We start from the raw sequence: 23,165 nt of genomic DNA, 5'->3' as shown, positions 1-23,165 counted from the left end.
GAAAATAAATTTTCTCTATTATTTCGTTGGCTTACCAGGATATTAAGAACTTATTCGTTGTTGCGGGTGCAAAAGTAACACCTTTATACCGTTAAACAATACTTTTAATTGACTATTTTTTGACGCTTTTGTCAACTTTTTTTTAAGTAGTTGAAAATCTATTATTTGAAAATATTGCTTTTTGGCTCTATTAGTTAAAAGTAGGAATTATCAGTATTTAAACGAAGTGCTTAGCACGTTTTTCAATTGATAACAGATCGCAATGTAGAATTTACTGCCTTTATTCAACATGTGAACCCAACTACTACTTTTCACAGGAAAGAAAGCGCTTGTCGATGCAGATTCAACTAGCTTAATAAGCTAACATGACAAATTCCAAACTAAATCGAACTGCCTAAACCCTACTGAAGAAGAATCAGGGTTCATTCACGTAGCTTGAAGAACGCTTATCTAGGTAAATAGTTTTGAAGCACACCATATTAGACCGCTGTACATTATAACAAGTACAAAACAACCAATAAAGCACAACTCCCCTAGCCCCGATAGCAGTGGAAATCCTACTGAGCCGGTCCCGAAGCTTCGGGACGGCGATGTAGATTGTAGCGAATAGCGGGAAATAGCTCCTAAAACAAACCACTCCTTCCTTATAATAGTAACAAACATTAAACTATTTGTTTTTACTCCTATACATATATATAACAAACCTTAACTATCTATTGTTTGTGTTTTTGTAATGGCCTATATTTGCATTCTTAAATTAATAAACAATGATTAAGATTACTTTGCCCGATGGGTCAGTTAAAGAGTTCGCTTCAGGCGTAACTCCGATGGATGTTGCTAAAAGCATTAGCGAAGGATTTGCCAGAAATGTAATTTCGGCTTCTTTTAACGGTACAACAGTGGAAACAACCACTCCTTTGACGACGGATGGCAGTCTTATATTATATACATGGAATGACGAAAGTGGGAAGAAAGCTTTTTGGCATTCGACTTCACATGTCATGGCACAGGTTCTTGAGGAAATGTATCCTGGTGTTAAGTTAACACTTGGACCTGCGATTGCTAATGGTTTCTATTATGATGTAGATTTTGAAGATCAAAAAATAACCGAGGCTGACTTTAAGAAAATTGAAGATCGTGTTCTTGAGATTTCAAGGGGAAAACACGAATTCAAACTTCGTCCTGTTTCTAAAGCAGACGCTTTAGAATTATATAAGGACAACGTTTATAAAACCGAAATGATTACCAATCTTGAGGACGGGACGATTACGTTTTGCGATCATGACACTTTTACTGATTTATGTCGTGGAGGACATATACCGAATACCGGCATCATTAAAGCAATGAAAGTAATGAGTGTTGCTGGCGCTTACTGGAGAGGTGATGAAAAAAACAAGCAATTAACACGTGTTTACGGAACTTCATTTCCTAAACAAAAAGATTTAACAGAGTACTTACTTTTACTAGAAGAGGCAAAACGTCGCGATCACAGAAAACTAGGCAAAGAACTTGAACTGTTTGCTTTCTCGCAAAAAGTAGGTCAAGGTTTACCATTGTGGCTACCTAAAGGAGCAGCATTGAGAGAAAGATTAGAACAATTCCTAAAAAAAGCACAGAAAAAAGCGGGTTACGAGCAAGTGGTTACACCGCACATAGGCCACAAAGAGCTTTATGTAACCTCTGGTCATTACGCTAAATATGGAGCTGATAGTTTTCAACCAATATCAACTCCAAATGAAGGAGAAGAGTTTTTGCTGAAACCGATGAACTGTCCTCATCACTGCGAAATATACAATGTGAGACCTTGGTCATACAAAGATTTACCAAAACGATATGCTGAATTTGGTACTGTATACCGATACGAGCAAAGTGGTGAATTACACGGGCTAACTCGTGTACGTGGGTTTACTCAGGATGATGCACATATCTTTTGTACTCCAGAACAACTAGACGAAGAGTTTAAAAAAGTAATTGATCTAGTTCTTTATGTATTTGGCTCTTTAGGCTTTGAAAACTTTACTGCTCAGATCTCTTTAAGAGATAAAGAGGACAGAGAAAAATACATTGGAAGTGATGAAAATTGGGAAAAAGCGGAAAATGCTATTATCAATGCTGCCGCAGACAAAGGATTAAGCACCGTTATCGAATATGGAGAAGCAGCTTTCTATGGTCCGAAGTTGGATTTCATGGTAAAAGATGCTCTGGGAAGACAATGGCAATTAGGAACAATTCAAGTAGATTATAACTTACCAGAACGTTTTGATTTGACTTACAAAGGATCTGATAACGAATTACATAGACCTGTGATGATTCACCGAGCTCCTTTTGGTTCAATGGAACGCTTTATCGCGATTTTGCTAGAGCATACTGCAGGAAATTTCCCTCTTTGGTTGATCCCTGAACAGGCTATTATATTGTCTTTGAGTGAGAAATATGAAATATATGCGAAAAAAGTTTTAGATTTGCTAGAAAATTACGAAATTCGCGCCCTCGTAGACAACAGAAGTGAGACAATAGGTAAGAAAATTAGAGACGCTGAAATGCAAAAAATCCCGTTTATGCTGATTGTAGGCGAGGAAGAAGAGAAAAACGGTACCATTTCTATCCGTCGCCATGGACAGGAAGGAAAAGGCAACATCAGCGTTACGATAGAAGAGTTTGCTGCAATAGTGGACGAAGAAATCAAAAAGACATTAAAAGTATTTACAGTTTAACTTAAATTATAAAGTCATAGCAATAAGAAGCAACAGAGGTTATCAACCTCGCGTAGAAAAAAAGGATGCCCACAGAATAAACAATCTTATTCGTGGTGTACAAGAAGTACGTCTTGTAGGTGAAAACATTGAGCCAGGAGTTTTTAAACTTTCTGAAGCTCTAAGATTAGCGGATCAATTTGAATTAGATCTAGTTGAGATTTCGCCTAATGCGGAGCCACCAGTTTGTAAAATCATGGATTACAAGAAATTTGTTTACGAACAAAAGAAACGTGATAAGATTCTAAAAGCGAAATCTACGCAAGTAGTCGTTAAGGAAATTCGTTTTGGTCCTCAAACAGATGAGCATGATTATGAGTTTAAGAGAAAAAATGCTGAAAAATTCTTGAAAGAGGGTGCTAAATTGAAAGCGTTTGTTTTCTTTAAAGGACGTTCAATCATTTATAAAGACCAAGGTCAAATCTTATTACTGAGATTAGCTACGGATTTAGAAGAATTTGGTAAAGTGGAAGCGATGCCCGTTCTTGAAGGAAAGAGAATGATTATGTTCATTGCTCCTAAGAAGAAAAAATAGTATTCAGTTTGTATTATCGAGTATTCAGTTGTACAACTTTGAACTTGAAACATCATACTTGAATCAAAATAATATGCAGAACTAAATTCAGCATAAAGATAAGTAAGTAAGAATAAATTAAAACACTAGGAAAAAATGCCTAAAATGAAAACCAAATCTAGCGCCAAGAAACGTTTTAAAGTTACTGGTTCTGGAAAGATTAAAAGAAAGCATGCTTTTAAAAGTCACATCTTGACTAAAAAATCTAAAAAACGTAAATTAGCTTTGACACATTCAGCGCTAGTTCACAAATCAGATATGAAAAGCATCAAACAACAATTAAGAATTATATAATTTAGTAATCAGTCGTCAGCTCTTAGTAAGCAGTTTCTAACTGAACACTAAAATCTGAAAACTGAACACTTTTTTAAATTCTTTAGGTTAAAACAATTTAAAATAACCTTGGAGTATGGCCTTTAAGTTCTCTTGATTTAATTCGGGACGCCTGCTACAAAAAAACAATAAAATTATGCCAAGATCGGTAAATTCAGTTGCAAAAAGAGCAAGAAGAAAAAAAATAATGAAGCTAGCCAAAGGATACTTTGGTAGACGTAAAAACGTTTGGACAGTAGCTAAAAATGCGGTAGAGAAAGCAATGTGCTACGCTTACCGTGACAGAAAAGTGAACAAAAGAAATTTCCGTGCTTTATGGATTCAACGTATCAACGCTGGAGCTAGATTAGAAGGAATGTCTTATTCACAATTCATGGGGAAAGTAAAAGCTAACGGAATCGAATTGAACAGAAAAGTTCTTGCCGATTTAGCGATGAACCACCCTGAAGCTTTCAAAGCTGTACTTAATAAAGTAAAATAAACGTTTTATAAACTCAATTTAGATTACTTACTTATAGAGAAACCTCAATCGAAAGATTGGGGTTTTTTGTTTTTAATGAGTCCTAAAAACACGCTCGTTTTTAAGTATAGACTTATACTAAAAATAGTTACTCAAATAATTCTTCATCATAAATAAATACAGTAATTTAGTTTCATGATACCAAAGAAGCTGCATTTTTTTATTTATTTTTTTCTTGTTATTACTCTGCAAGGCTGTAAAAAAGCAACCCAACCCATTCCTGAAAAGAAAGATAATCTTGTTGAAATCAAACGGCTTATAGCCCTAGGTGACCACTTTTTTGAAAGTAGTAAATATGACAGCTCCTACTATTACTTTGATAAAGCGAAACTAGCTTGTGATCTAAAAAAACATCCTAAACTATTTGTCTACGCCATTTCAAATCTAGCAACTATACAACAAAATCAAGGCGATTTCAGCGGCAGCGAGACTACAGCTATGGAGGCTATGCCGATTTTAGAAACTACAACGCATCCAAACTACAAATGGAACATCTATACGATATTAGGCATCAACTACTTGAATACATTTGATTATAAAAACGCAGAATATTACTATAATAAAGCATTGAATTTAAAGACAGATAAGCCTCGAATAATTGGTGCTAAAAACAATATTGCTGTATTATATATGGAGAAGAACGAGTATCAAAAAGCTATAGAAATTCTCTTTCCATTAACTTTAAAAAAAGAAGTTCTTAACGACGCACAAACATTTTCTCGAATAACAAATAATTTAGGGTACTGCTATTTTAAAACAGGAAACTCCAAGGCACTGAAGTATCTAAATCATTCTTTAAAAATAAGAAAAAAAAATAAAGATGATTGGGGTTTAACTACCAGTTATCTTCATCTACATTTCTTCTATGCAAAAACCAACCCAATCCTCGCAAAGTACTATGCTGAACAAGCATACGAAAAAGCAACTTTACTACGTACTGTAGATGATCGCCTACACTCACTAGAGTTACTAATCAAAAACTCCTCAGGAGAACTACTAAAATCATATTCTCTTAATTACATCCACATCAACGACAGTATCACCAAAGTTCGTCAACAGGCAAAAAATCAATTTGCAAAAATGAAATACGATTCTAAGAAAGAGAAAGAAGAAATTCTAAATCTGAAAGCCCAAAAAGCTGAAAATGCCTTGGAACTGCAATTGCAAAAAAGCACCACTTTGAACCTCTACGTTATAGTTGGAATCATTCTTACTATTACTGGTTTTATCTATTTCTATCTCATTGAAAAAAGTAAAAGAGAAAAAAGTAAAACTTCTTACGATACCGAAGTGAGAATAGCAAAAAAACTACACGATGAATTGGCAAACGATGTTTACCAGACAATGGTTTTTGCTGAAACTCAAGATCTCTCCTCTTCTTATAACAAAGAAATGCTTCTTGACAATTTAGATACTATCTATTCCAGAACGCGTAACATATCTAAAGAAAACAGTTTCATTCCGATGGGGCCTGATTTTATTTCTAGCCTACAAGAAATGATCTCTGGTTTTGATACTGAATACGTGAATATTTTGATTTACGGAGTAGATACTATCAACTGGTCTACTATTATAGATATTAAAAAAATCACGGTATACAGAGTCCTTCAGGAATTCCTAATCAATATGAAAAAGCATAGTGAAGCTAGTTTAGTGGTGCTATCATTCAAGAAATATGAATATAATTTACAATTACATTATACTGATAACGGCGTGGGAGCGGCTATAGAGAAACTAAATTTAAAAAATGGACTCCAAAATGTGGAAAACCGTATTCTCGCTATAAAAGGAACGATTACCTTTGATACTAAACCGGGCAAAGGATTTAAATCAAGTATCACATTCCCTTTATAATCGACATCATTATGTTTAAAAAAGTATTAGTTGCCGAAGATCTAGACAGCATAAGCATTACTGTTATTCAAGCTTTAGAAACACTTTCCATAATGGAGATTCAACATTCTAAATATTGCGATGACGCCTTTTTACAAATAAAAAAAGCAATACAGGATAATAATCCCTACGACTTATTGATCAGCGATTTATCTTTTAAGGTGGATCATCGAGAGAATAAACTGACTTGTGGTGATGAACTTATTGAAGCTGTAAAAAAAATTCAGCCTGATATTAAAACTATTGTATTCTCCATAGAGGATAAGGCATACAGAATAAAATCCTTATTTAATAACTTAGGTATTAATGCCTATGTTTCAAAAGGAAGAAATAGCATCCCTGAACTTAAGAATGCAGTGGAAAGTATTTTTAAAACTGATGAGAAAAATATTTCACCAGAACTAGAATATGCTCTAAATGACAAATCACTTCATGAAATTGAAGCGTATGATATTTCGCTTTTGAAGTTGTTATCTAACGGATGCATCTTGGATGAAATTTCAGCAACCTTCAAAAATACAGGAATAATTCCTAATGGCAGTAGCAGTATAGAGAAGCGAATTAACAAACTAAAAATTTACTTCAAGGCCAATAATAATGTGCATCTAATAGCCATCGCCAAAGACTTAGGGCTGATTTAAAAATTCAACTCTTTCTTGTACTGCGCAATAGATTACCAAACTGCCGTTTATTTCAAAATCATTGTACTTTGAATAGATCTAATGTGCTAACCTCTATTATTGGGTACCAAATCTCCAATTAAACAAATTCATAAAAACATTAAAAAATTTAGCCTGTTACGGCTTTCCGTAAGGTAATATCACGTATTGCGTATAAATTTGCTTTTAGTTGAAAATCAGAAAGTCAACTATTTAAAAAATCAAATCATGAAAACAAGCAATAAAATAGATGTATTTGCTAATACTGAAGAAATAAATATTGATTTCATTGATAACAAATGGGGCAAACAACTTGATGATTATCAGAATTATGTCAAGGAATATATTAAGCACTATAAAAAAGCGCAGAAAGGAAATGAAGTTTCACTCGCACTCTATCCCTATATGCGAGTAAAATGGGAAGCTTTAAATAAACGTCTTAATTCTGCAACTAAACAAAATCTATTATCAGAAAAACAAATTAGAAAAGTTATTAAAATTCAAACTAAAATCGTTAACACTTGCTCTGAGTAATTACAGATAATCTGAATCAGCATTTGATTACTACATCCTAAAATGTTGCTTCAAAAGGAAATACATTGATTAAATTTGGATAATAGTAAGTACATAATACAACAAGTACGCATATCCCCTAATCAACTTAGAATAAAACACAGGTACTTCAATCTATCATTACAGCTTTAGAAACTACCCTGTTTTTTTTCAATTCTAGAAAAAACCACCCTCAATGAGGTTTTCCGTAAAGAAATCAATTTATCTACTTGTACATTTGAAAAAAAAATCTAGATGACTACTATAAGTAACATGCGAATAGCCCTATTTTTATTGTCTATATCATTGGTTTCTTGTAAAAACCGAAGTGAATTAGTTAAGGTTCCAGATCAATCTGCTTCCGCCGTTACTAAAAAAATAGAACCGTTAGCAATAGATCAATATCAACAGCGTGTTATCGGTACTGATGAAAACGGAGACAATGTTCGAGGCTATATAAATATTGAAGGTGAAATTGGTCTTGGTACCCTTGTTAGAAAAGATATGAAGGAAATTGAAATTGTTGTAGAACGGGTTGGCAAACAAAAATTAATAGCCACTGATTTAGAAGGCTATAAATACAATCTGAAAATTAAGTAAATTATCGACGCCGCTATTATAATAAATATCGCCCTTATCTCTTAACTATTCCTTATTTTTATATTTCAATTAAAAATAGAAGTCTAACACCCGTTCTTTTAAAATAATTGACTAGGTTGCGTTATTTTCAATCTTAGTTTTTCGTAGATAAATGAAACATATTATTTTAGTATTCCTACTCCTTTTTTGCGCTGTCCTTTACCCCCAAACCAAACTTCTCTCTTGGAATATTGAAAACTTCGGTCAATCAAAATCTCAAGTAGAAATTGCCGATATAGCACAGACAGTTAGAAATTATGATCTTATCGCCATCCAAGAAGTAGTAGCAGGTTATGGTGGCGCCCAAGCCGTTGCAAAACTAGCAGACGAACTGAACCGCACAGGAGCTAAATGGGATTATGTAATTAGTGCCCCTACGAGTAGTAGCGCTTATAAAACGGAACGATATGCTTTTATATGGAAAACCGCCAAACTTAAAAAAATTGGTACTGCATGGCTAGAAAAAAGATTCCATTTAGAAATAGACCGAGAACCTTATTTTTGCACTTTTCAATTCGAAAATAAACAATTTACTGTTGTTAATTTTCATGCGATAACCAAAAAAATGCAGCCAGAAACCGAAATAAAATATTTTAAGTTCCTTCCTGATGAATACCCAACGCTAAATTTAATATTTGCCGGTGATTTCAATTGTCCGCAATCACATACAGTTTTTAATCCTTTGAGAAAAATGGGATACCAACCTATTTTGATTGGCCAAAAAACATCTTTAAAACAAAAATGTAAAAAATCCAGATGCCTAGCATCTGAATTTGATAATATGTATTATAAAACCTCTAAAATTAAGAGTATAAACTCAGGGGTTATTTCTTTTTACAAAAATTTTAACTCGCTGAAAGAAGCAAGAAAAATATCAGATCATATCCCTATTTGGTTTGAATTTTCGCTGAATTAATTAGCCGAACACTTCAAACGTATCGCCGTCAAAACTAGCAAAAACCATAGCAGGATGAGAATCTTGATGATAGATATTCCCTGCGCTGTCAATGGCTATAGCACCGGCAAAGCCATCATACGGTTTTAGTTCATTGAAGGTTTTAGCGAAAGCTTCTTTTAACGAAAAACCATCGGTCACACGAGTTACGATTTTGGTAGCAGTGGCATTACTCATAATGTCCTCACCTACTCCTGTTAAACTCACACCACAAAATGAATTGGCATAGTTTCCTGCAACCGTAGCCGAATCTGATATTCTACCGGGAACTTCAAATCCTTTTCCTCCTGTCGATGTGGCTGCTGCAATTTTTCCGTTTTTATCAAAAGCAACACAACCTACTGTTCCTAGGCCCAATGACTTTACTTTTTCTTCATGTTCTGCACGACGCTGTGGAATTTCGGTCGAAAACGATTGAAAACCATTTTTCCTTGCAAAGTTTGTTGCTCCGCTTCCACCTAGAACGCGGTCGTCGTATTGCATTAATATCTGTGCAACTTGAACTGGGTTTTTTACTTCTTCGATATTGATAACACCGCTCATTTTTTGGGTTACCCCATCCATTATCGCAGCACTCATTCTGATTTTTCCGTCGCTTTGTATTTGGGATCCAATACCTGCATTAAACAGTTCATTGTCCTCCAGCAGTGAAACTGCAAAAACTACTGTTTCAAGTGCTGAATGTGTTTTTAGATAGTCATAAGAATCTTTAACTATTTGTTCTAAAGCGTCTTGTTTGGCTATTTTTGTCTCATTACTGGTTGAAGATTCTGAGAAAAAACCACCGTGTATAATTAATTTCATTATTTTTTTTATTTCAGGTTGCAAATTGTTTAGTGTAGACTAGTTGTTCTGAAAACAAAACAGCAACATCTCGCTAGCTTTCGCACACTCTTAACTAACATTAGTTATATTATCAAGTATGAATTTGCATTTTATGTGTCCTAATATCATAAGTATCATTCATACTCATCACATGAACCACCAAATTATTTATTGAAATAGGTTGCCCTAATTCGACCTGCGTCAAATTCGTATCTTTTATATCGCGTCCATCAACTAAAATAACTAATCCAGATCCAATTGCTTCCATCGCATTATTATTAGTAATCAACAAACCTGTATCTTCTCCTAATCCAATTCCGAGGACTCTTGGATTACTTACAACTGTTTGAAACAATCGACCTATCCTTCCTCTTCTTACAAAATGGGTATCAATAACAACCCCATCGATCAAACCGAGTCCGCTTGTAATTTTTACTTCTCCCTTCAATAATGCTTCTGAACTACTTCCCTGATAGATCATATTATTAGAGGCTGCTGCAGCTCCAGCAGATGTTCCAGCATAAATAAACTCCTCGTTATGGTATTTATCCAATAAGATATCATGAAATGGAGTTCCGCCAAGAATTGAAGTCAAACGCAATTGATCTCCGCCTGTAAATATCACAACATCAGCTGCTTTTAATCGCGTCAAAACAGCTTCATCTGCAGCTTCTTCGCGTTTCTCAATATAAAGAACGTCTATGTTCTTCGCATCTAAATAAGAAAAAGCTTTCACATATTCAGGACCAATCTCCTTTGGAATATTTGAAGCTGTAGTAACTACTTCAATACGTGAATTTTCTTTATGTTTGGATTCGCTGATTATTCTTTTAAGTATTCCAGTTTCAAAAAAATTTAAATTACTGGCACTATTTTTATCTATATCGGTTTCAGTAAAACTTCCTTTGTCTACTGCTCCTCCTATTATTATCAATTTTCCTATTATAGTCATTCGGCAAAAATAAACAAAATAAGAAAAGGAGCTATTGAACTACTCTGTTTATTTTTAAAATTATAACATGCGATTACTGTTAATTAAAATACATAAATTTTGTTTCAGCTATAAAAACCTTTATATTGGTTGCAATATAGAATACGATTTCTTAACAGTAATTTGTTTCAACTAAAATAACCCTTCTGTCTTTATGAAAATAATAAAAGTACAAGCTCTTCGTGGGCCAAATATTTGGAGTATCCAAAGAAAAAAATTGATTCAAATGCGATTGGATTTGGAGGAAATGGAACAGTTCCCTACCAATAAAATAGAAGGATTTAAAGAAAGAATAGAAGCAATGTTTCCTACAATGATTGAACATCGTTGCTCCGAAGGTTGCCGAGGTGGATTTTTTTCCAGAGTAGAACGCGGCACTTGGATGGGGCATGTAATTGAACATATTGCACTTGAAATACAAACCTTAGCGGGTATGGAAACCGGATTTGGAAGAACTCGAGAAACCAAAACTCTTGGGACTTATAATGTTGTTTTCAGTTATACAGAAGAAAACGTTGGTCTTTTTGCGGCAGAATCATCTGTAGCAATTGCCGAAGCATTAATCACAGGAACAGAATATGACCTAGAAAGTGACTTACAAAAAATGCGAGAAATTAGGGAACGCGTTCGTTTGGGACCAAGTACTGGAAGTATTGTAGAAGAGGCCGTTTCGAGAAATATTCCTTGGATAAGACTAGGTACTAATTCATTAGTACAATTGGGACATGGAATAAACCAAATGCGTTTTCAAGCTACCATCACTTGCAAGACCAGTAGTATAGCAGTAGACATGGCTTGCAACAAAGAACTGACAAAAAAAATGCTTGATATGGCTTCGATTCCGGTAGCCAGCGGAAGTATTTGTGTAGATGAAGAAGACCTAGCCGAGACCATCAATAAAATTGGCTACCCTATTGTACTGAAACCGCTTGATGGAAACCACGGTAAAGGAGCTTCTATAAATGTTACTAATTGGGAAGATGCTGTTTCTGGTTTGGCTTTCGCCAAAGAATACAGCAAACGTATTATCGTTGAAAAGTTCATTACTGGTTTTGATTTTCGAATTTTAGTCATTGACAATAAATTAGTAGCTGCAGCAAAACGAGTACCTGCTCATGTAATAGGAAATGCGAAAAATTCAATCCAAGAATTAATTGCTGTTGAAAACCTAGATCCAAGAAGAGGTTATGGACATGAAAATGTTTTAACACAGATTGATGTTGACAGGGATACCGAAGACCTACTTGAAAAACTGAACTATACTCTAGAAACTATACCAAGATCAGGTGAGATTGTGTTTTTGAAATCTACAGCTAACTTAAGTACAGGTGGCACCTCTGTTGATGTAACAGATATGATGCACCCCGAAAATATATTTCTAGCCGAAAGAATTTCAAGAGTAATTGGACTGGACATTTGTGGTGTGGATATTATGGCCGAGAATTTAACACAACCCTTAAAAGATAATGGCGGTGTAATTCTTGAAGTAAATGCAGCACCCGGTTTTAGAATGCACCTCGCTCCTTCTGAAGGCTTGCCTAGAAATGTAGCCGCTCCTGTTATTGATATGCTCTATCCTCCAGGAAAATCATGCCGAATTCCTATTATCGCAGTAACCGGTACCAATGGCAAAACTACTACAACACGATTGCTCGCACATATTGTAAAAAATAATGGTTATAAAGTAGGTTTCACTACCTCTGATGGGATTTATATTCAAAATCACATGATGGAAAAAGGAGATACTACTGGGCCTCAAAGTGCACAATATGTGTTAAGAGATCCTACTGTTGAGTTTGCCGTTTTGGAAACTGCAAGAGGTGGAATATTACGCTCTGGACTAGGTTTCAGCATTTGTGACATCGGAATTATTACCAATATTCAAGAAGATCATTTAGGAATAAGTGATATTCATTCTTTGGATGATTTAGCAAGAGTAAAAGCGACTGTCGTAAAAAGTATCAAGAAAGACGGTTGGGCAATTTTGAATGGAGATGATGAACATTGTATAAAAATAGGTGCTGATTTAGGCTGCAATGTGGCTTACTTTAGTTTAGATGAAGAAAATCCGTTCATCAAAAAATTAAGCGCTGAAGGAAAAACAGTTGCAGTTTATGAGAATGGTTTTATCACAATCAAAAAAGGAGAATGGAAAATTAGAATCGAACGAGCCACTCATGTTCCTTTAACACTTGGCGGAAAAGCCAAATTCATGATTGCAAATGTTCTTGCAGCAACCTTAGCTAGTTATGTATGGGGATTCAAAACAGAAGACATTAGTTTATCCTTACAAACTTTCATTCCTAGTGCTGCACAAACACCGGGCCGTATGAATATTTTTGAGTTCAAAAAATTCAAAGTATTGATTGATTTTGCACACAATGCTTCAGGATACAAAGGGGTTGAAGAGTATTTACAAAGTGTAGATGCTACTAAAAAGATTGGAATTATTGCAGGTGTTGGTGATCGTCGCGATGAAGACATTCGTGAATGTGCCACAATTGCAGCTAGAATGTTTGATCACATCATCATTCGACAAGAGAAATATTTAAGAGGAAGAACCGAAAATGAAATAATTGATCTAATATTAGAAGGAATTACTGCTTCAGGTAAAAATGTGACTTACGAAATTATTCCAAAAGAAACCGAAGCTATTAGACATGCCATCAATTGTGCTGAGGAAGGAAGTTTTATAACAGCCTTAAGTGATGTAGTCACCAATGCTATCGAAATTGTACAAGAATATTTGGACAAAGAAAATGAATATGGAACCGTTTAGTTTCATTTTACAAATAGAAGAGCTACTGGAAATAGTAGCTTTTTTTTGCTAAAAAACGGACATCCCAGTTTTTGTCGTTAATAATTCTAAAGCATGCATACCCAATTCTGAATTTCCTTTTTTGTTTAATCGTGGAGACCAAGTAGCGACCACAAAATTATTAGGATATAAGGCAACGATTCCACCACCAATTCCACTTTTACCCGGCAATCCCACTTTATAAGTAAACTCCCCCGACTCATCATAAAAACCGCAGGTTTGCATCAAAGCATTTAATCTTTTTACTTGGCTCTTTGTCAAAATTTGTTTTCCTTCCTTCGTTTTTCCTTCATTGGCAAAAAAGAAAAGAGAATGCGCCAGTTCGCTACACGTCATTTCTATTGAACATTGATGAAAGTAAAAATCCAAAACAGTATCAACATCATTTTCAATATTTCCGAATGACTTTAAAAAATTTGCCAAAGCGGCATTTCTAAAGCGGGTGTCTTTCTCCGATTGAGCTACGTCCAAATTATATTCAATTGCTGGACTCCCAGAAATTAGTCTTATAAAAGCTAGAAACTCTTTTTTAGGATTTTTTAAACAGGAAACTAACATATCAGCTATAACAATTGCTCCCGAATTTATAAATGGATTTCTTGGGATACCCTTTTCATATTCCAATTGAATCAAAGAATTAAAAGCAGTTCCAGAAGGTTCAACGCCTACCCTTTTCCATATTTTTTCATCCAAAAAAGAAAAGGCCAAAGCCACAGTCAATACTTTTGAAATACTCTGAATAGAAAATTTTTCATTACTGTCTCCAATGCCAAAATTGTCCCCGTTGATTGTAGTCAAATGAATTCCAAATTTATTGGGGTGAACCTTAGCTAACTCTGGTATGGTTACCGTCACATTTCCCTTAGCTGGAAATCCATTTGATTCCTGTTTTATTTCCTGCAAAATTGATGCGTAGTCCATAATGTAATACAAGTTTTAGAAAGCGGTCCAAGTTAGGTTTTTTGTTTTTTCTTTCTGGCAGCAGGAAATAAAACGTTATTTAAAATTAAGCGGTAACCTGGCGAATTAGGATGCAAATCCAAAACTGTTGGAGAATCCCCCACCTGATGCTGAAAATCTTCAGGATCATGGCCGCTATAAAAGGTAAACATTCCTTTTCCTTTTTCGCCGTGAATGTATCGCGCTTCCCCATTGAGTTCACAGGTTCCCATAATTAAAACATTAGATTTAATTAGTGCATAATCAAAGGCAGTAGTTTGTCCCATAAATCCCTTTACGAGTTGAGTATGATTTTGACACAACATACTTGGAATAGGATCCCATTTAGCCGAAAATTCCATCAGCGTAAAATAATCTTTATCCATTGGGACACGGCGCTTCTCCGTCATGTCAATATCTGAAAATTCATATTTTTCCGGTTTTCTTTCGAGAATAAAATCTTTAAAAGCAAAAGAATTAGAATAGTTCATACTGGACTGATAATTAGCATCACTTGGATCACCATCAAACATTGGCTCACAAATATCAACTCCATCTGCTGCCAAAGCAATATCAAAACTGTCAGTAGCCGAACACATGGCAAACATAAACCCTCCTCCAACGACAAAGTCTCTTATTTTTTTGGCTACAGCTCCTTTTTCCTCTGAAACTTTTGCAAAGCCTAACTTGGTTGCTAGTTGCTCCGCCTCTTTCTTATCCTCAATATACCAAGGCACATTTCTAAAGGAGCCAAAAAACTTTCCATATTGTCCCGTAAAATCTTCATGATGCAAATGCAACCAATCGTAAAGTACTAATTGATCACTGAGGACTTCCTCATCATATATGTGTGTAAATGGAATTTCGGCATACGTCAAAACGAGTGTCACCGCATCATCCCAAAGTTGTTTCCCTTTAGGTGTATAAACTGCAATCCTGGGTGCTTTTTCAAGGATCACGGCGTCCATGTTTTGAGATGGACTAGCTATTTCATCTAAAATCTTGGCTTCTTCACTATCAGAAAGTACTTCAAAACTCACCCCTCTAATCTGACATTCTTTGCGTATTTCTGGAGCGTCAGGCAATAGAAAAGACCCCCCACGGTAGTTAAGTAACCAGCTGGCTTTATAGTTTTTTTCTAAACACCAAAACGTAATTCCGTAGGCTTTCAGGTGATTTTGTTGCGTAGTTTCGTCCATTGGCAACAAAATAAAAGAAGCTTTTGCTGCAATAGAAACTAGAAAAACTAGAATAAAAAAAACTCTTTTAGGAATCATTATATACGATTTTGAATCAAAGATAGAAAAGGAAAAGAATTATACTGCTCAAATATACCTTTTTAAATCAATTCAATTTCGCGATTACTGATTACAAGAAAAGGTTTAAAATTAAGTATAAAATGCAAACCATAAAAAAAGCCTATAAAAATAGGCTTTTAATACTTTCTAAAAAGGCATATCGCTGTCGTCATCGTCGTCATTGAGATTACTCCCGAATGCTTCATGCGCAGAAGGTAAACTTTTAGTCATAAACGAACTTTCATCTTGATTCATAGAAGAAGGTAAATCATCATAATTACCACTATGGTCTTCTAAATTATCAAACTTTCCAAGATGTCCAATAAACTTCAAACGAACGTTTTCGATACTACCATTACGGTGCTTGGCTATCATTATTTCTGCTTGACCTGCAGTAGGTGAAGCTTCATCATCATCCCATTCATCAATTTTATAATATTCCGGACGGTATAAGAACGATACAATATCAGCATCTTGCTCAATCGCACCCGATTCACGAAGGTCAGAAAGTAACGGTCTTTTACTGGACCCACGAGTTTCAACCGCACGCGATAATTGAGAAAGCGCTATTACGGGAACGTTCAATTCCTTTGCAAGGGCTTTTAAGTTTCGGGAAATTGTTGAAATTTCCTGTTCTCTGTTTCCTCCACCTTTACCATTTCCTCCGGCAGTCATCAATTGCAAATAGTCCACAATAATAATTCGGATTCCATGCTGTGAAACCAAACGTCTTGCTTTTGCTCTTAAATCAAAAATAGAGAGTGATGGAGTGTCATCAATATACAAAGGAGCTTTCTCTAGATTTTTAACCTTAGTACTCAGTTGCTCCCATTCGTGTTTTTCTAATTTACCGGTACGCAATTTCTCTGAAGACAAACCGGTTTCAGAGGAAATCAAACGCGTAATTAATTGCACCGATGCCATCTCTAATGAAAATAAGGCCACAGGCATTCCATAATCAATCGCCATATTTCTTGCCATTGACAATACAAATGCGGTCTTACCCATTGCTGGTCTAGCCGCGATAATAATTAAATCACTTGGCTGCCAACCCGAAGTAATTTTATCTAACTTTTCAAATCCAGTAGCAACTCCGCTTAGTCCTTCTTGCCCTGCAATTTCTTCAATTCGTTTTTTAGCTTGTAGTACTAAACTTTGGGCAGTTTCAGAACTTCGTTTTATATTTCCTTGGGTAACTTCATAAAGTTTAGATTCTGCTCTATCCAATAAATCAAAAACATCCGTAGTTTCATCGTACGATTCTTCGATTATCTCCGAAGAGATTCGAATCAAACTTCGTTGTATGAATTTTTGAAGAATAATTCTAGAGTGAAACTCGATATGTGCTGATGAGGATATTTTTTGCGTAAGCTGAATTAAATAAAAGTCACCACCGGCCAAATCTAATTTAGCATTTTTCTTTAGTTGTGCTGAAACGGTAAGTAAATCGATAGGCTGTGTTTCAGTAAACAGCTGAACGATTGCCTCAAAAATATGTTTGTGCGCGTCTTTATAAAAAGCATCAGGCGATAAAATATCAATTACATCATCTACCCCTTTTTTATCAATCATCATAGCACCAAGAACGGCCTCTTCCAATTCTAAAACCTGTGGTGGCAACTTGCCCTTTTCTAGGTTTATAATTGTTGTTTTATCGACCTTAACTGGGTTTATATTCCTGAAGTTTTCCATGTAGCGAAAGTAACAAAAAATTAAAAAATATTGCTGTTGACTTATTACAAATAATTGTTTATAAGTAACTGATTTTTGTTTATAACCCAAAAAAAACCCGTCTCGTTTGTAAACGAGACGGGTTTTTTTTATATTTATGAGATATTACTCTTTGTACTCACCCATTTTAGTGTATTTGTCCATTCTTTGAGCAATTAACTCTTTTGTTGATAAGTCTTTAAGTTCATTAAATGCTTTCATGATATATTGCTCCACAGTTACAAACGTTGTTTCTCTATTGTAATGCGCACCACCCAATGGTTCCGGTATAATATCATCAACTAATTTTTGTCTTTTCATGTCTGCAGAAGTCAATTTTAGTGCTTCAGCAGCTATTTCTTTATACTCCCAGCTTTTCCATAAAATAGAAGAACAAGACTCTGGAGAAATCACAGAATACCAAGTGTTTTCAAGCATATAAACGCGATCTCCCACTCCTATTCCTAATGCACCACCTGAAGCTCCTTCACCAACAATAATAGTGATAATAGGCACCTGAAGACGAACCATTTCAAATATATTTCTAGCAATAGCCTCCCCTTGTCCACGTTCTTCTGCTTCAAGTCCTGGATAAGCTCCCGGAGTATCTATGAGCGTTAGAACAGGAATACCAAACTTCTCTGCCATTTTCATTAAACGCAAAGCTTTTCGATATCCTTCTGGATTTGCCATTCCAAAGTTTCTGTATTGACGGGTCTTTGTGTTATATCCTTTTTGTTGACCAACAATCATAAAAGATTGACCATCAATTTTCCCTAAACCACCAATCATCGCTTTATCATCTTTAAAGCCTCTGTCCCCGTGAAGTTCTAGAAAAGTATCTCCGCAAAGTGCTCTTATATGATCTAATGTATAGGGCCTGCTTGGATGTCTCGACAATTGTACACGTTGCCATGCGGTCAGATTTTTATAAATAGTCTTTTTAGTATCTATTAGCTTCTTATTGATTTGCTTACAAGTATTTGTAACATCAACATCTGATTCTTTACCAATAACGATACATTTTTCTAACTGATCTTCTAGTTCTTTTATCGGAAGCTCAAAATCTAAATATTCCATAGGATCTGTGCGTTTTTGTTTTTTATTTCGAACTGCAAATATAAAATTTTAAATCGTTCGCCGTCGTTTATTTTTTGTTTTAGTCCCAAAAGGCTCAATCAAAACTTAAATTAATTGTCTAATTCTCTAAATAAGTCGGAGTCTCATTCGGTTTATTAGTACAGTAAAAAGACAAATAAATCTATTGTACACTTTTTTTAGATTGATTCTATTAAAAGTATTAAAATCCGCGTTCAAAACTAAAACCTTTACTCTTCATTATTATTTTTCAGTAGCTAATTCCCTGCGTGTTTTATATGCTTTAAGGTATTCTCCTTTAGGGGTTCCGTCATCAAACGAGCTAAATTTGACTAGCGTTCTTACTCCTTGACGTGCTGCTTTATTCGTGAAATTTTCATATTCAATTCGGTACAAAGCAGAGTACAATTCAGCTCTTCCTGTACCATGATAACAATGGATTAGCACCGGATAATTAGTAGTATTGTCCATTATTTTTACAAAGATTTCAATATTTTTTTTGTTTGGAACCTGCTCTGATGGGTTACCAAAATAATTAACTCCTTTAATTTTTGCCACAGCATTCTTTTCTGCCTGAATTTCTCCAATTTTTTCAGGGTTTAAAACCAAATCATTAGTCCCCGGCATCCGCAAATCTACAATAGATTTGATGTGGTATTTCTTAACATAACTTTCAATTTCATCCGGAGGAATAACTCCAGATTTATAGACTTTACCTACTGTAATAGTCTCAAAATTATGATTGATGTTCATATCATAGACATACTTCCCTGCGAACACTAAAAGTAGCACAAGCAGCGAAAAACCAATTATCTTCTTTTTCATCTTTTAACTATAAATTACTAGCCGTAAAATTACTGAAATTTAACTACTTCGTCTATTGCTATCGATCAATCAGTTAACCCATGCAATCTTAAACGAAGGCTTTCTTCTTTAATTCGACCAGAACCCTCTTTGTAATAAAAAAAACTACTTATTAAAGATTGCATAAAGTCCAATTGTATTGTACAATTTTCACATTACATTGACATTATACTAAGGTTTTAGTACTAAAACATAAATTCGTTTGGTATAAATTGTTGCTTTTTCTATCGAATGAATAACTGCTCTTCCTCCTGAAAACGGATAGCAAGTTTCGCGCAAATTAATCACACTTATATTACATTAGTAGGTCTGTGTTGGTAGTATTGGCAAGTTCCTTTTTACCGGTCTTGTGTTTGATAATCCCGTTTAATATTACCGTTATGATTATAATTACAGCGCCAATATAAAAGGAAAAACTCATTTTTTCTTTTCCGCCAATGATAAAATAGGCCAAAATAATGCCGTACACCGGTTCTAAATTCGTAGTTAACATTACTGTGTACGGACTCAGTTTTTCCATCACTTTTACAGAAGCCGTAAAAGCATAAGCCGTACAAATTGATGCTAAAATCAACATAAGAATCCAGTTATTAAAGCTGAGTACAAAGAAGTCTGCGGTGAATTTATTTTGGTACAAAAAATAAAGAGATATAAAAAACACACCCGCCATGAACTCATAAAAAGAGATTACGGTAGCGTCATGATTTTTAATTAATTTCCCGTTCATAAGAGTGAACAAAACCCCTAAAATAATCGAAACCAATGCGTACAACATTCCGTTTAGGTAATTCACCTCTACTTTCATGATCATGCCTAATCCAGCTATTATTATGAGTCCAAAGAATACTTCGTACCACAACACTTTTCGACCATAAAACAGCGGCTCCAGCAAAGAAGCAAAAAAAGCACCCAATGAAAAAACAGAAAGGGTAATGGAAACATTAGAAACATGGATGGCATGAAAAAAAGTTATCCAGTGCATCGCAATCAAGAATCCCACAAAAATTAATTTCAAAAAGGAGCTTAATGGAATTCGGAAGGATTTTTTCTTAAAAAGGATAAAAACGAATAAGAATGCTGCCGCTAAGAACATGCGATACCACACAATAGCATCGGCAGTAATTGTAATTAGCGCCCCTAAAATAGCCGTGAAACCCCAAATAAAGACAATTAGATGAAGGTTGATGTAACTTTTTAACTTATCGTTTTGCATTGCGTAGTAAAAATATTGCTAATATTCCGAAAATAATGTTAGGAAACCATACTGCCAGTAGTGGCGAAAACGTAGATTTCTCGGCTAACGTACCAAATATTTTATCAAAAAATACGTAGCCAAAAGCAATCGCAATACCTATGGTCAGGTTCATCCCCATCCCTCCCCTTCTTTTTTTATAAGAAACAGAAACGGCGATTATCGTTAAAATAAATGCCGAAACAGGAACGCTGTACTTTTTATACAAAACCACCATATAGATGTTGATATTAGAAGAACCCCGCTTTTTTTCTTTATCAATAAATTGATACAGTTTATCCAAGCTCAAGGTTTCTGCGATATAGATTACGGGTGTCAAATCTTCGAGATCAAAACTGAATTTGGTCTTTTTCTCAGGAATTTTTTCAATCTTATCCCCTAATACGCCTACTGTTCTTTTAGTATAATCATACATGGTATACGTACTGTCCTGCGGATTCCATTTTATTCTGCTAGCAGTAACTTTAGAAACTAATTTCTCTTTATCAAATCTCTCTAGGGCAAAATTAAAGGCGACTTTAGAAACCGTATTGAAACTATTCACGTAGAGAAATTCGTTGTCGTTTATCTGGCGGTATACATCCGTATTATCCCCTCTCATCGCTTCCTGACCACCTCCTCTTAGATACGTGTACCTAAAATTGTTAAAGCCTTCACTCGATGCTGGAACTACATAGAATCCCATGATTAAAACAAAAACAGAAATAAGCGAAGCCCCAATAATATAGGGTCTTAAAAAACGTGTAAATGAAATCCCCGAACTTAAAATCGCAATGATTTCTGTATTATTGGCCAGTTTTGAGGTAAACCAAATAATCGATAAAAACAGAAATATTGGAAACAACGAATTGGCAAAATAAATCGTGAAATGATAATAATAGATCGCAATATCTAAAATGGGCACCTTGTTTTCAATCATCTTATTCACCTTTTCTGAGACATCAATAACAATCCCGATAGGAATAAACATAAGCAACATGGCCGCAAAAGTGGCCAAGTATCTTTTCAGAATATATTTATCAATTATTGAAAGCATAAAGGCTAATTTGATTAAATCAATCTATCAGTGAGCTGCCTATTTGATTAAACAGCCCATCGATTAAAATGTATTACAGTCTCTGACTCATGTTACGAACCATCATTTCTTTCCATGTTCTAAAATCTCCTGCTAAGATATGTTTTCTGGCCTCACGAACCAACCACATATAAAATCCAAGATTATGGATCGTCGCAATTTGTTTTCCCAAATATTCATTAGCAGCAAACAAGTGACGCAAATAGGCTTTAGTGTACTCTGTATCCACATAAGTGATTGCCATTTCGTCAATAGGAGAAAAATCATCTGCCCATTTTTTGTTTTTGATGTTAATCGTACCGTTAGCCGTAAATAACATTCCATTTCTAGCGTTACGAGTAGGCATCACACAGTCAAACATATCAACTCCCAAGGCTATATTTTCCAAAATATTTATCGGAGTTCCCACGCCCATAAGGTAACGGGGTTTGTCTTCTGGCAAAATTTCGCAAACTATTTCGGTCATGGCATACATCTCTTCTGCTGGTTCCCCTACTGAAAGTCCTCCAATGGCGTTTCCTACTTGGTTGCTGTTAGCGATATATTCTGCTGATTGTTGACGTAAGTCTTTGTAACAACTTCCCTGCACAATAGGAAAAAAAGCTTGGTCATATCCATATTTTACAGGCACTGTTTCTAAATGGCTCACACATCGGTCTAACCAGCGGTGTGTCATTTTCATCGAGCGTTGCGCATAACGGTAATCACAAGGATATGGTGTACATTCATCAAATGCCATGATAATATCGGCACCAATGGTACGCTGAATTTCCATCACATTCTCTGGTGTAAAAAAGTGAAACGAACCGTCAATATGCGATTTAAACTTCACCCCTTCTTCCTTTATTTTTCTATTTGCCGAAAGCGAATACACTTGGTATCCACCAGAATCCGTCAAAATATTACGATCCCAATTCATGAATTTATGCAAACCACCGGCTTTCTCTAGGATCTCCATTTGAGGCCGTAAATATAAATGATAGGTGTTTCCCAAGATAATATCTGGGTTTATATCTTCTTTCAATTCCCTTTGATGTACCCCTTTTACAGAGGCTACGGTACCAACGGGCATAAAAATAGGTGTTTCAATAACACCGTGATCAGTAGTAATGCTTCCCGCTCTGGCTTTCGTCTGCGGATCTTTTTCTAATAAATCAAACTTCATCTGTTTCTTTTATTGTTTTTTTTGCCGTCATATGTAATTCGCTAGCAATCTCTTTTTTTACATTAAGATTATCATAGCTCATTTCATAGATGCTTTTTTCAGTGGGCAAAGATAGGTTAATTCGACAATTGCAAAATTAGATAATTACAAAAATTAGTTAAGTTTTAGAATTTCCTGCCAAAAACAAGGTTGTACTATAAAACTTTCTGTTGTTTGTACCCCATCGGTAGCCTCAAAAGCAAAATCATAAAT

At 35.1% G+C, this 23,165-nt stretch carries 20 protein-coding genes; 10 read left to right on the top strand and 10 right to left on the bottom strand.

The features are described from left to right. The first annotated feature begins 767 nt into the window (after positions 1–767). The 9 genes from thrS to AC4PRO_RS14925 all read left to right on the top strand — a co-directional run bounded on the left by thrS (position 768) and on the right by AC4PRO_RS14925 (position 8,839). Positions 768–2,714, top strand: a complete 1,947-nt coding sequence (thrS, locus tag AC4PRO_RS14965; protein WP_492117919.1) for a threonine--tRNA ligase — start codon at positions 768–770, stop codon at positions 2,712–2,714. 16 nt (positions 2,715–2,730) lie between these two features. Then, on the top strand, positions 2,731–3,288 hold the full coding sequence (infC, locus tag AC4PRO_RS14960) for a translation initiation factor IF-3 (protein WP_379852977.1): 558 nt from the start codon (positions 2,731–2,733) through the stop codon (positions 3,286–3,288). Positions 3,289–3,423: 135 nt separating this feature from the next. Then, positions 3,424–3,621: a 50S ribosomal protein L35 gene (gene rpmI, locus AC4PRO_RS14955; protein ID WP_007136182.1), complete on the top strand. Its 198-nt coding sequence runs from the start codon at positions 3,424–3,426 to the stop codon at positions 3,619–3,621. Positions 3,622–3,796: 175 nt separating this feature from the next. Continuing rightward, a complete protein-coding gene (gene rplT, locus AC4PRO_RS14950; RefSeq protein WP_016990536.1) occupies positions 3,797–4,141 on the top strand; it encodes a 50S ribosomal protein L20 in 345 nt (114 codons plus the stop codon). A gap of 174 nt (positions 4,142–4,315) precedes the next feature. Further along, complete coding sequence (locus tag AC4PRO_RS14945; RefSeq protein ID WP_492117918.1) at positions 4,316–6,034, top strand: tetratricopeptide repeat-containing sensor histidine kinase; 1,719 nt, start codon at positions 4,316–4,318, stop codon at positions 6,032–6,034. Between the two features lie 11 nt (positions 6,035–6,045). Next, positions 6,046–6,714: a DNA-binding transcriptional response regulator gene (locus AC4PRO_RS14940; RefSeq protein ID WP_074724663.1), complete on the top strand. Its 669-nt coding sequence runs from the start codon at positions 6,046–6,048 to the stop codon at positions 6,712–6,714. A gap of 246 nt (positions 6,715–6,960) precedes the next feature. Further along, entirely contained in the window at positions 6,961–7,266 is a 306-nt protein-coding gene (locus AC4PRO_RS14935) for a hypothetical protein (protein ID WP_074724664.1), read from the top strand. 273 nt (positions 7,267–7,539) lie between these two features. Next, positions 7,540–7,884, top strand: a complete 345-nt coding sequence (locus AC4PRO_RS14930) for a hypothetical protein (protein WP_139174278.1) — start codon at positions 7,540–7,542, stop codon at positions 7,882–7,884. Between the two features lie 151 nt (positions 7,885–8,035). Then, positions 8,036–8,839, top strand: coding sequence for an endonuclease/exonuclease/phosphatase family protein (locus AC4PRO_RS14925; protein ID WP_492117917.1), 804 nt, complete (start codon positions 8,036–8,038; stop codon positions 8,837–8,839). On the opposite strand, the gene AC4PRO_RS14920 is transcribed toward AC4PRO_RS14925, so the two are convergent. Then, positions 8,840–9,682 carry an isoaspartyl peptidase/L-asparaginase gene (locus AC4PRO_RS14920; RefSeq protein WP_074724667.1) on the bottom strand — a complete coding sequence of 281 codons (843 nt, stop codon included), beginning with the start codon at positions 9,680–9,682 and terminating at the stop codon, positions 8,840–8,842. A 112-nt stretch (positions 9,683–9,794) separates the two neighbouring features. Next, positions 9,795–10,655: a cyanophycinase gene (locus AC4PRO_RS14915; protein WP_074724668.1), complete on the bottom strand. Its 861-nt coding sequence runs from the start codon at positions 10,653–10,655 to the stop codon at positions 9,795–9,797. A gap of 193 nt (positions 10,656–10,848) precedes the next feature. On the opposite strand from AC4PRO_RS14915, the gene cphA reads away from it, so the two are divergent. Continuing rightward, positions 10,849–13,473 (top strand): cyanophycin synthetase, encoded by a 2,625-nt coding sequence (cphA, locus tag AC4PRO_RS14910; protein WP_074724669.1) that lies wholly within the window; start codon positions 10,849–10,851, stop codon positions 13,471–13,473. Between the two features lie 48 nt (positions 13,474–13,521). On the opposite strand, the gene AC4PRO_RS14905 is transcribed toward cphA, so the two are convergent. From AC4PRO_RS14905 to tgt, 8 genes are all read right to left on the bottom strand, one after another. Beyond that, on the bottom strand, positions 13,522–14,433 hold the full coding sequence (locus AC4PRO_RS14905) for a glutaminase (protein ID WP_492117916.1): 912 nt from the start codon (positions 14,431–14,433) through the stop codon (positions 13,522–13,524). A 32-nt stretch (positions 14,434–14,465) separates the two neighbouring features. After that, positions 14,466–15,728, bottom strand: a complete 1,263-nt coding sequence (locus tag AC4PRO_RS14900) for an asparagine synthetase B (RefSeq protein ID WP_492117915.1) — start codon at positions 15,726–15,728, stop codon at positions 14,466–14,468. 168 nt (positions 15,729–15,896) lie between these two features. Beyond that, positions 15,897–17,441 carry a replicative DNA helicase gene (dnaB, locus tag AC4PRO_RS14895; protein WP_074724672.1) on the bottom strand — a complete coding sequence of 515 codons (1,545 nt, stop codon included), beginning with the start codon at positions 17,439–17,441 and terminating at the stop codon, positions 15,897–15,899. A 144-nt stretch (positions 17,442–17,585) separates the two neighbouring features. Beyond that, positions 17,586–18,539, bottom strand: coding sequence for an acetyl-CoA carboxylase carboxyltransferase subunit alpha (locus AC4PRO_RS14890; RefSeq protein ID WP_492117914.1), 954 nt, complete (start codon positions 18,537–18,539; stop codon positions 17,586–17,588). Between the two features lie 261 nt (positions 18,540–18,800). After that, the gene (locus tag AC4PRO_RS14885; RefSeq protein ID WP_492117913.1) at positions 18,801–19,382 is read right to left on the bottom strand and encodes a dual specificity protein phosphatase family protein; all 582 of its coding nucleotides are present in this window, start codon (positions 19,380–19,382) and stop codon (positions 18,801–18,803) included. Between the two features lie 334 nt (positions 19,383–19,716). Continuing rightward, positions 19,717–20,634, bottom strand: a complete 918-nt coding sequence (locus AC4PRO_RS14880; RefSeq protein WP_492117912.1) for a DMT family transporter — start codon at positions 20,632–20,634, stop codon at positions 19,717–19,719. After that, positions 20,621–21,709 (bottom strand): LptF/LptG family permease, encoded by a 1,089-nt coding sequence (locus AC4PRO_RS14875; RefSeq protein ID WP_492117911.1) that lies wholly within the window; start codon positions 21,707–21,709, stop codon positions 20,621–20,623. The genes AC4PRO_RS14880 and AC4PRO_RS14875 overlap by 14 nt, the downstream gene beginning before the upstream one ends. Positions 21,710–21,782: 73 nt before the next feature. Continuing rightward, entirely contained in the window at positions 21,783–22,913 is a 1,131-nt protein-coding gene (tgt, locus tag AC4PRO_RS14870; RefSeq protein ID WP_492117910.1) for a tRNA guanosine(34) transglycosylase Tgt, read from the bottom strand. Between the last annotated feature and the right edge of the window lie 252 nt (positions 22,914–23,165).

The organism is Flavobacterium sp. DW-iso2 (assembly GCF_058725285.1).
Note: the sequence above shows the minus strand (reverse complement) of the source record. Positions and strands in the feature narration are given on the sequence as shown.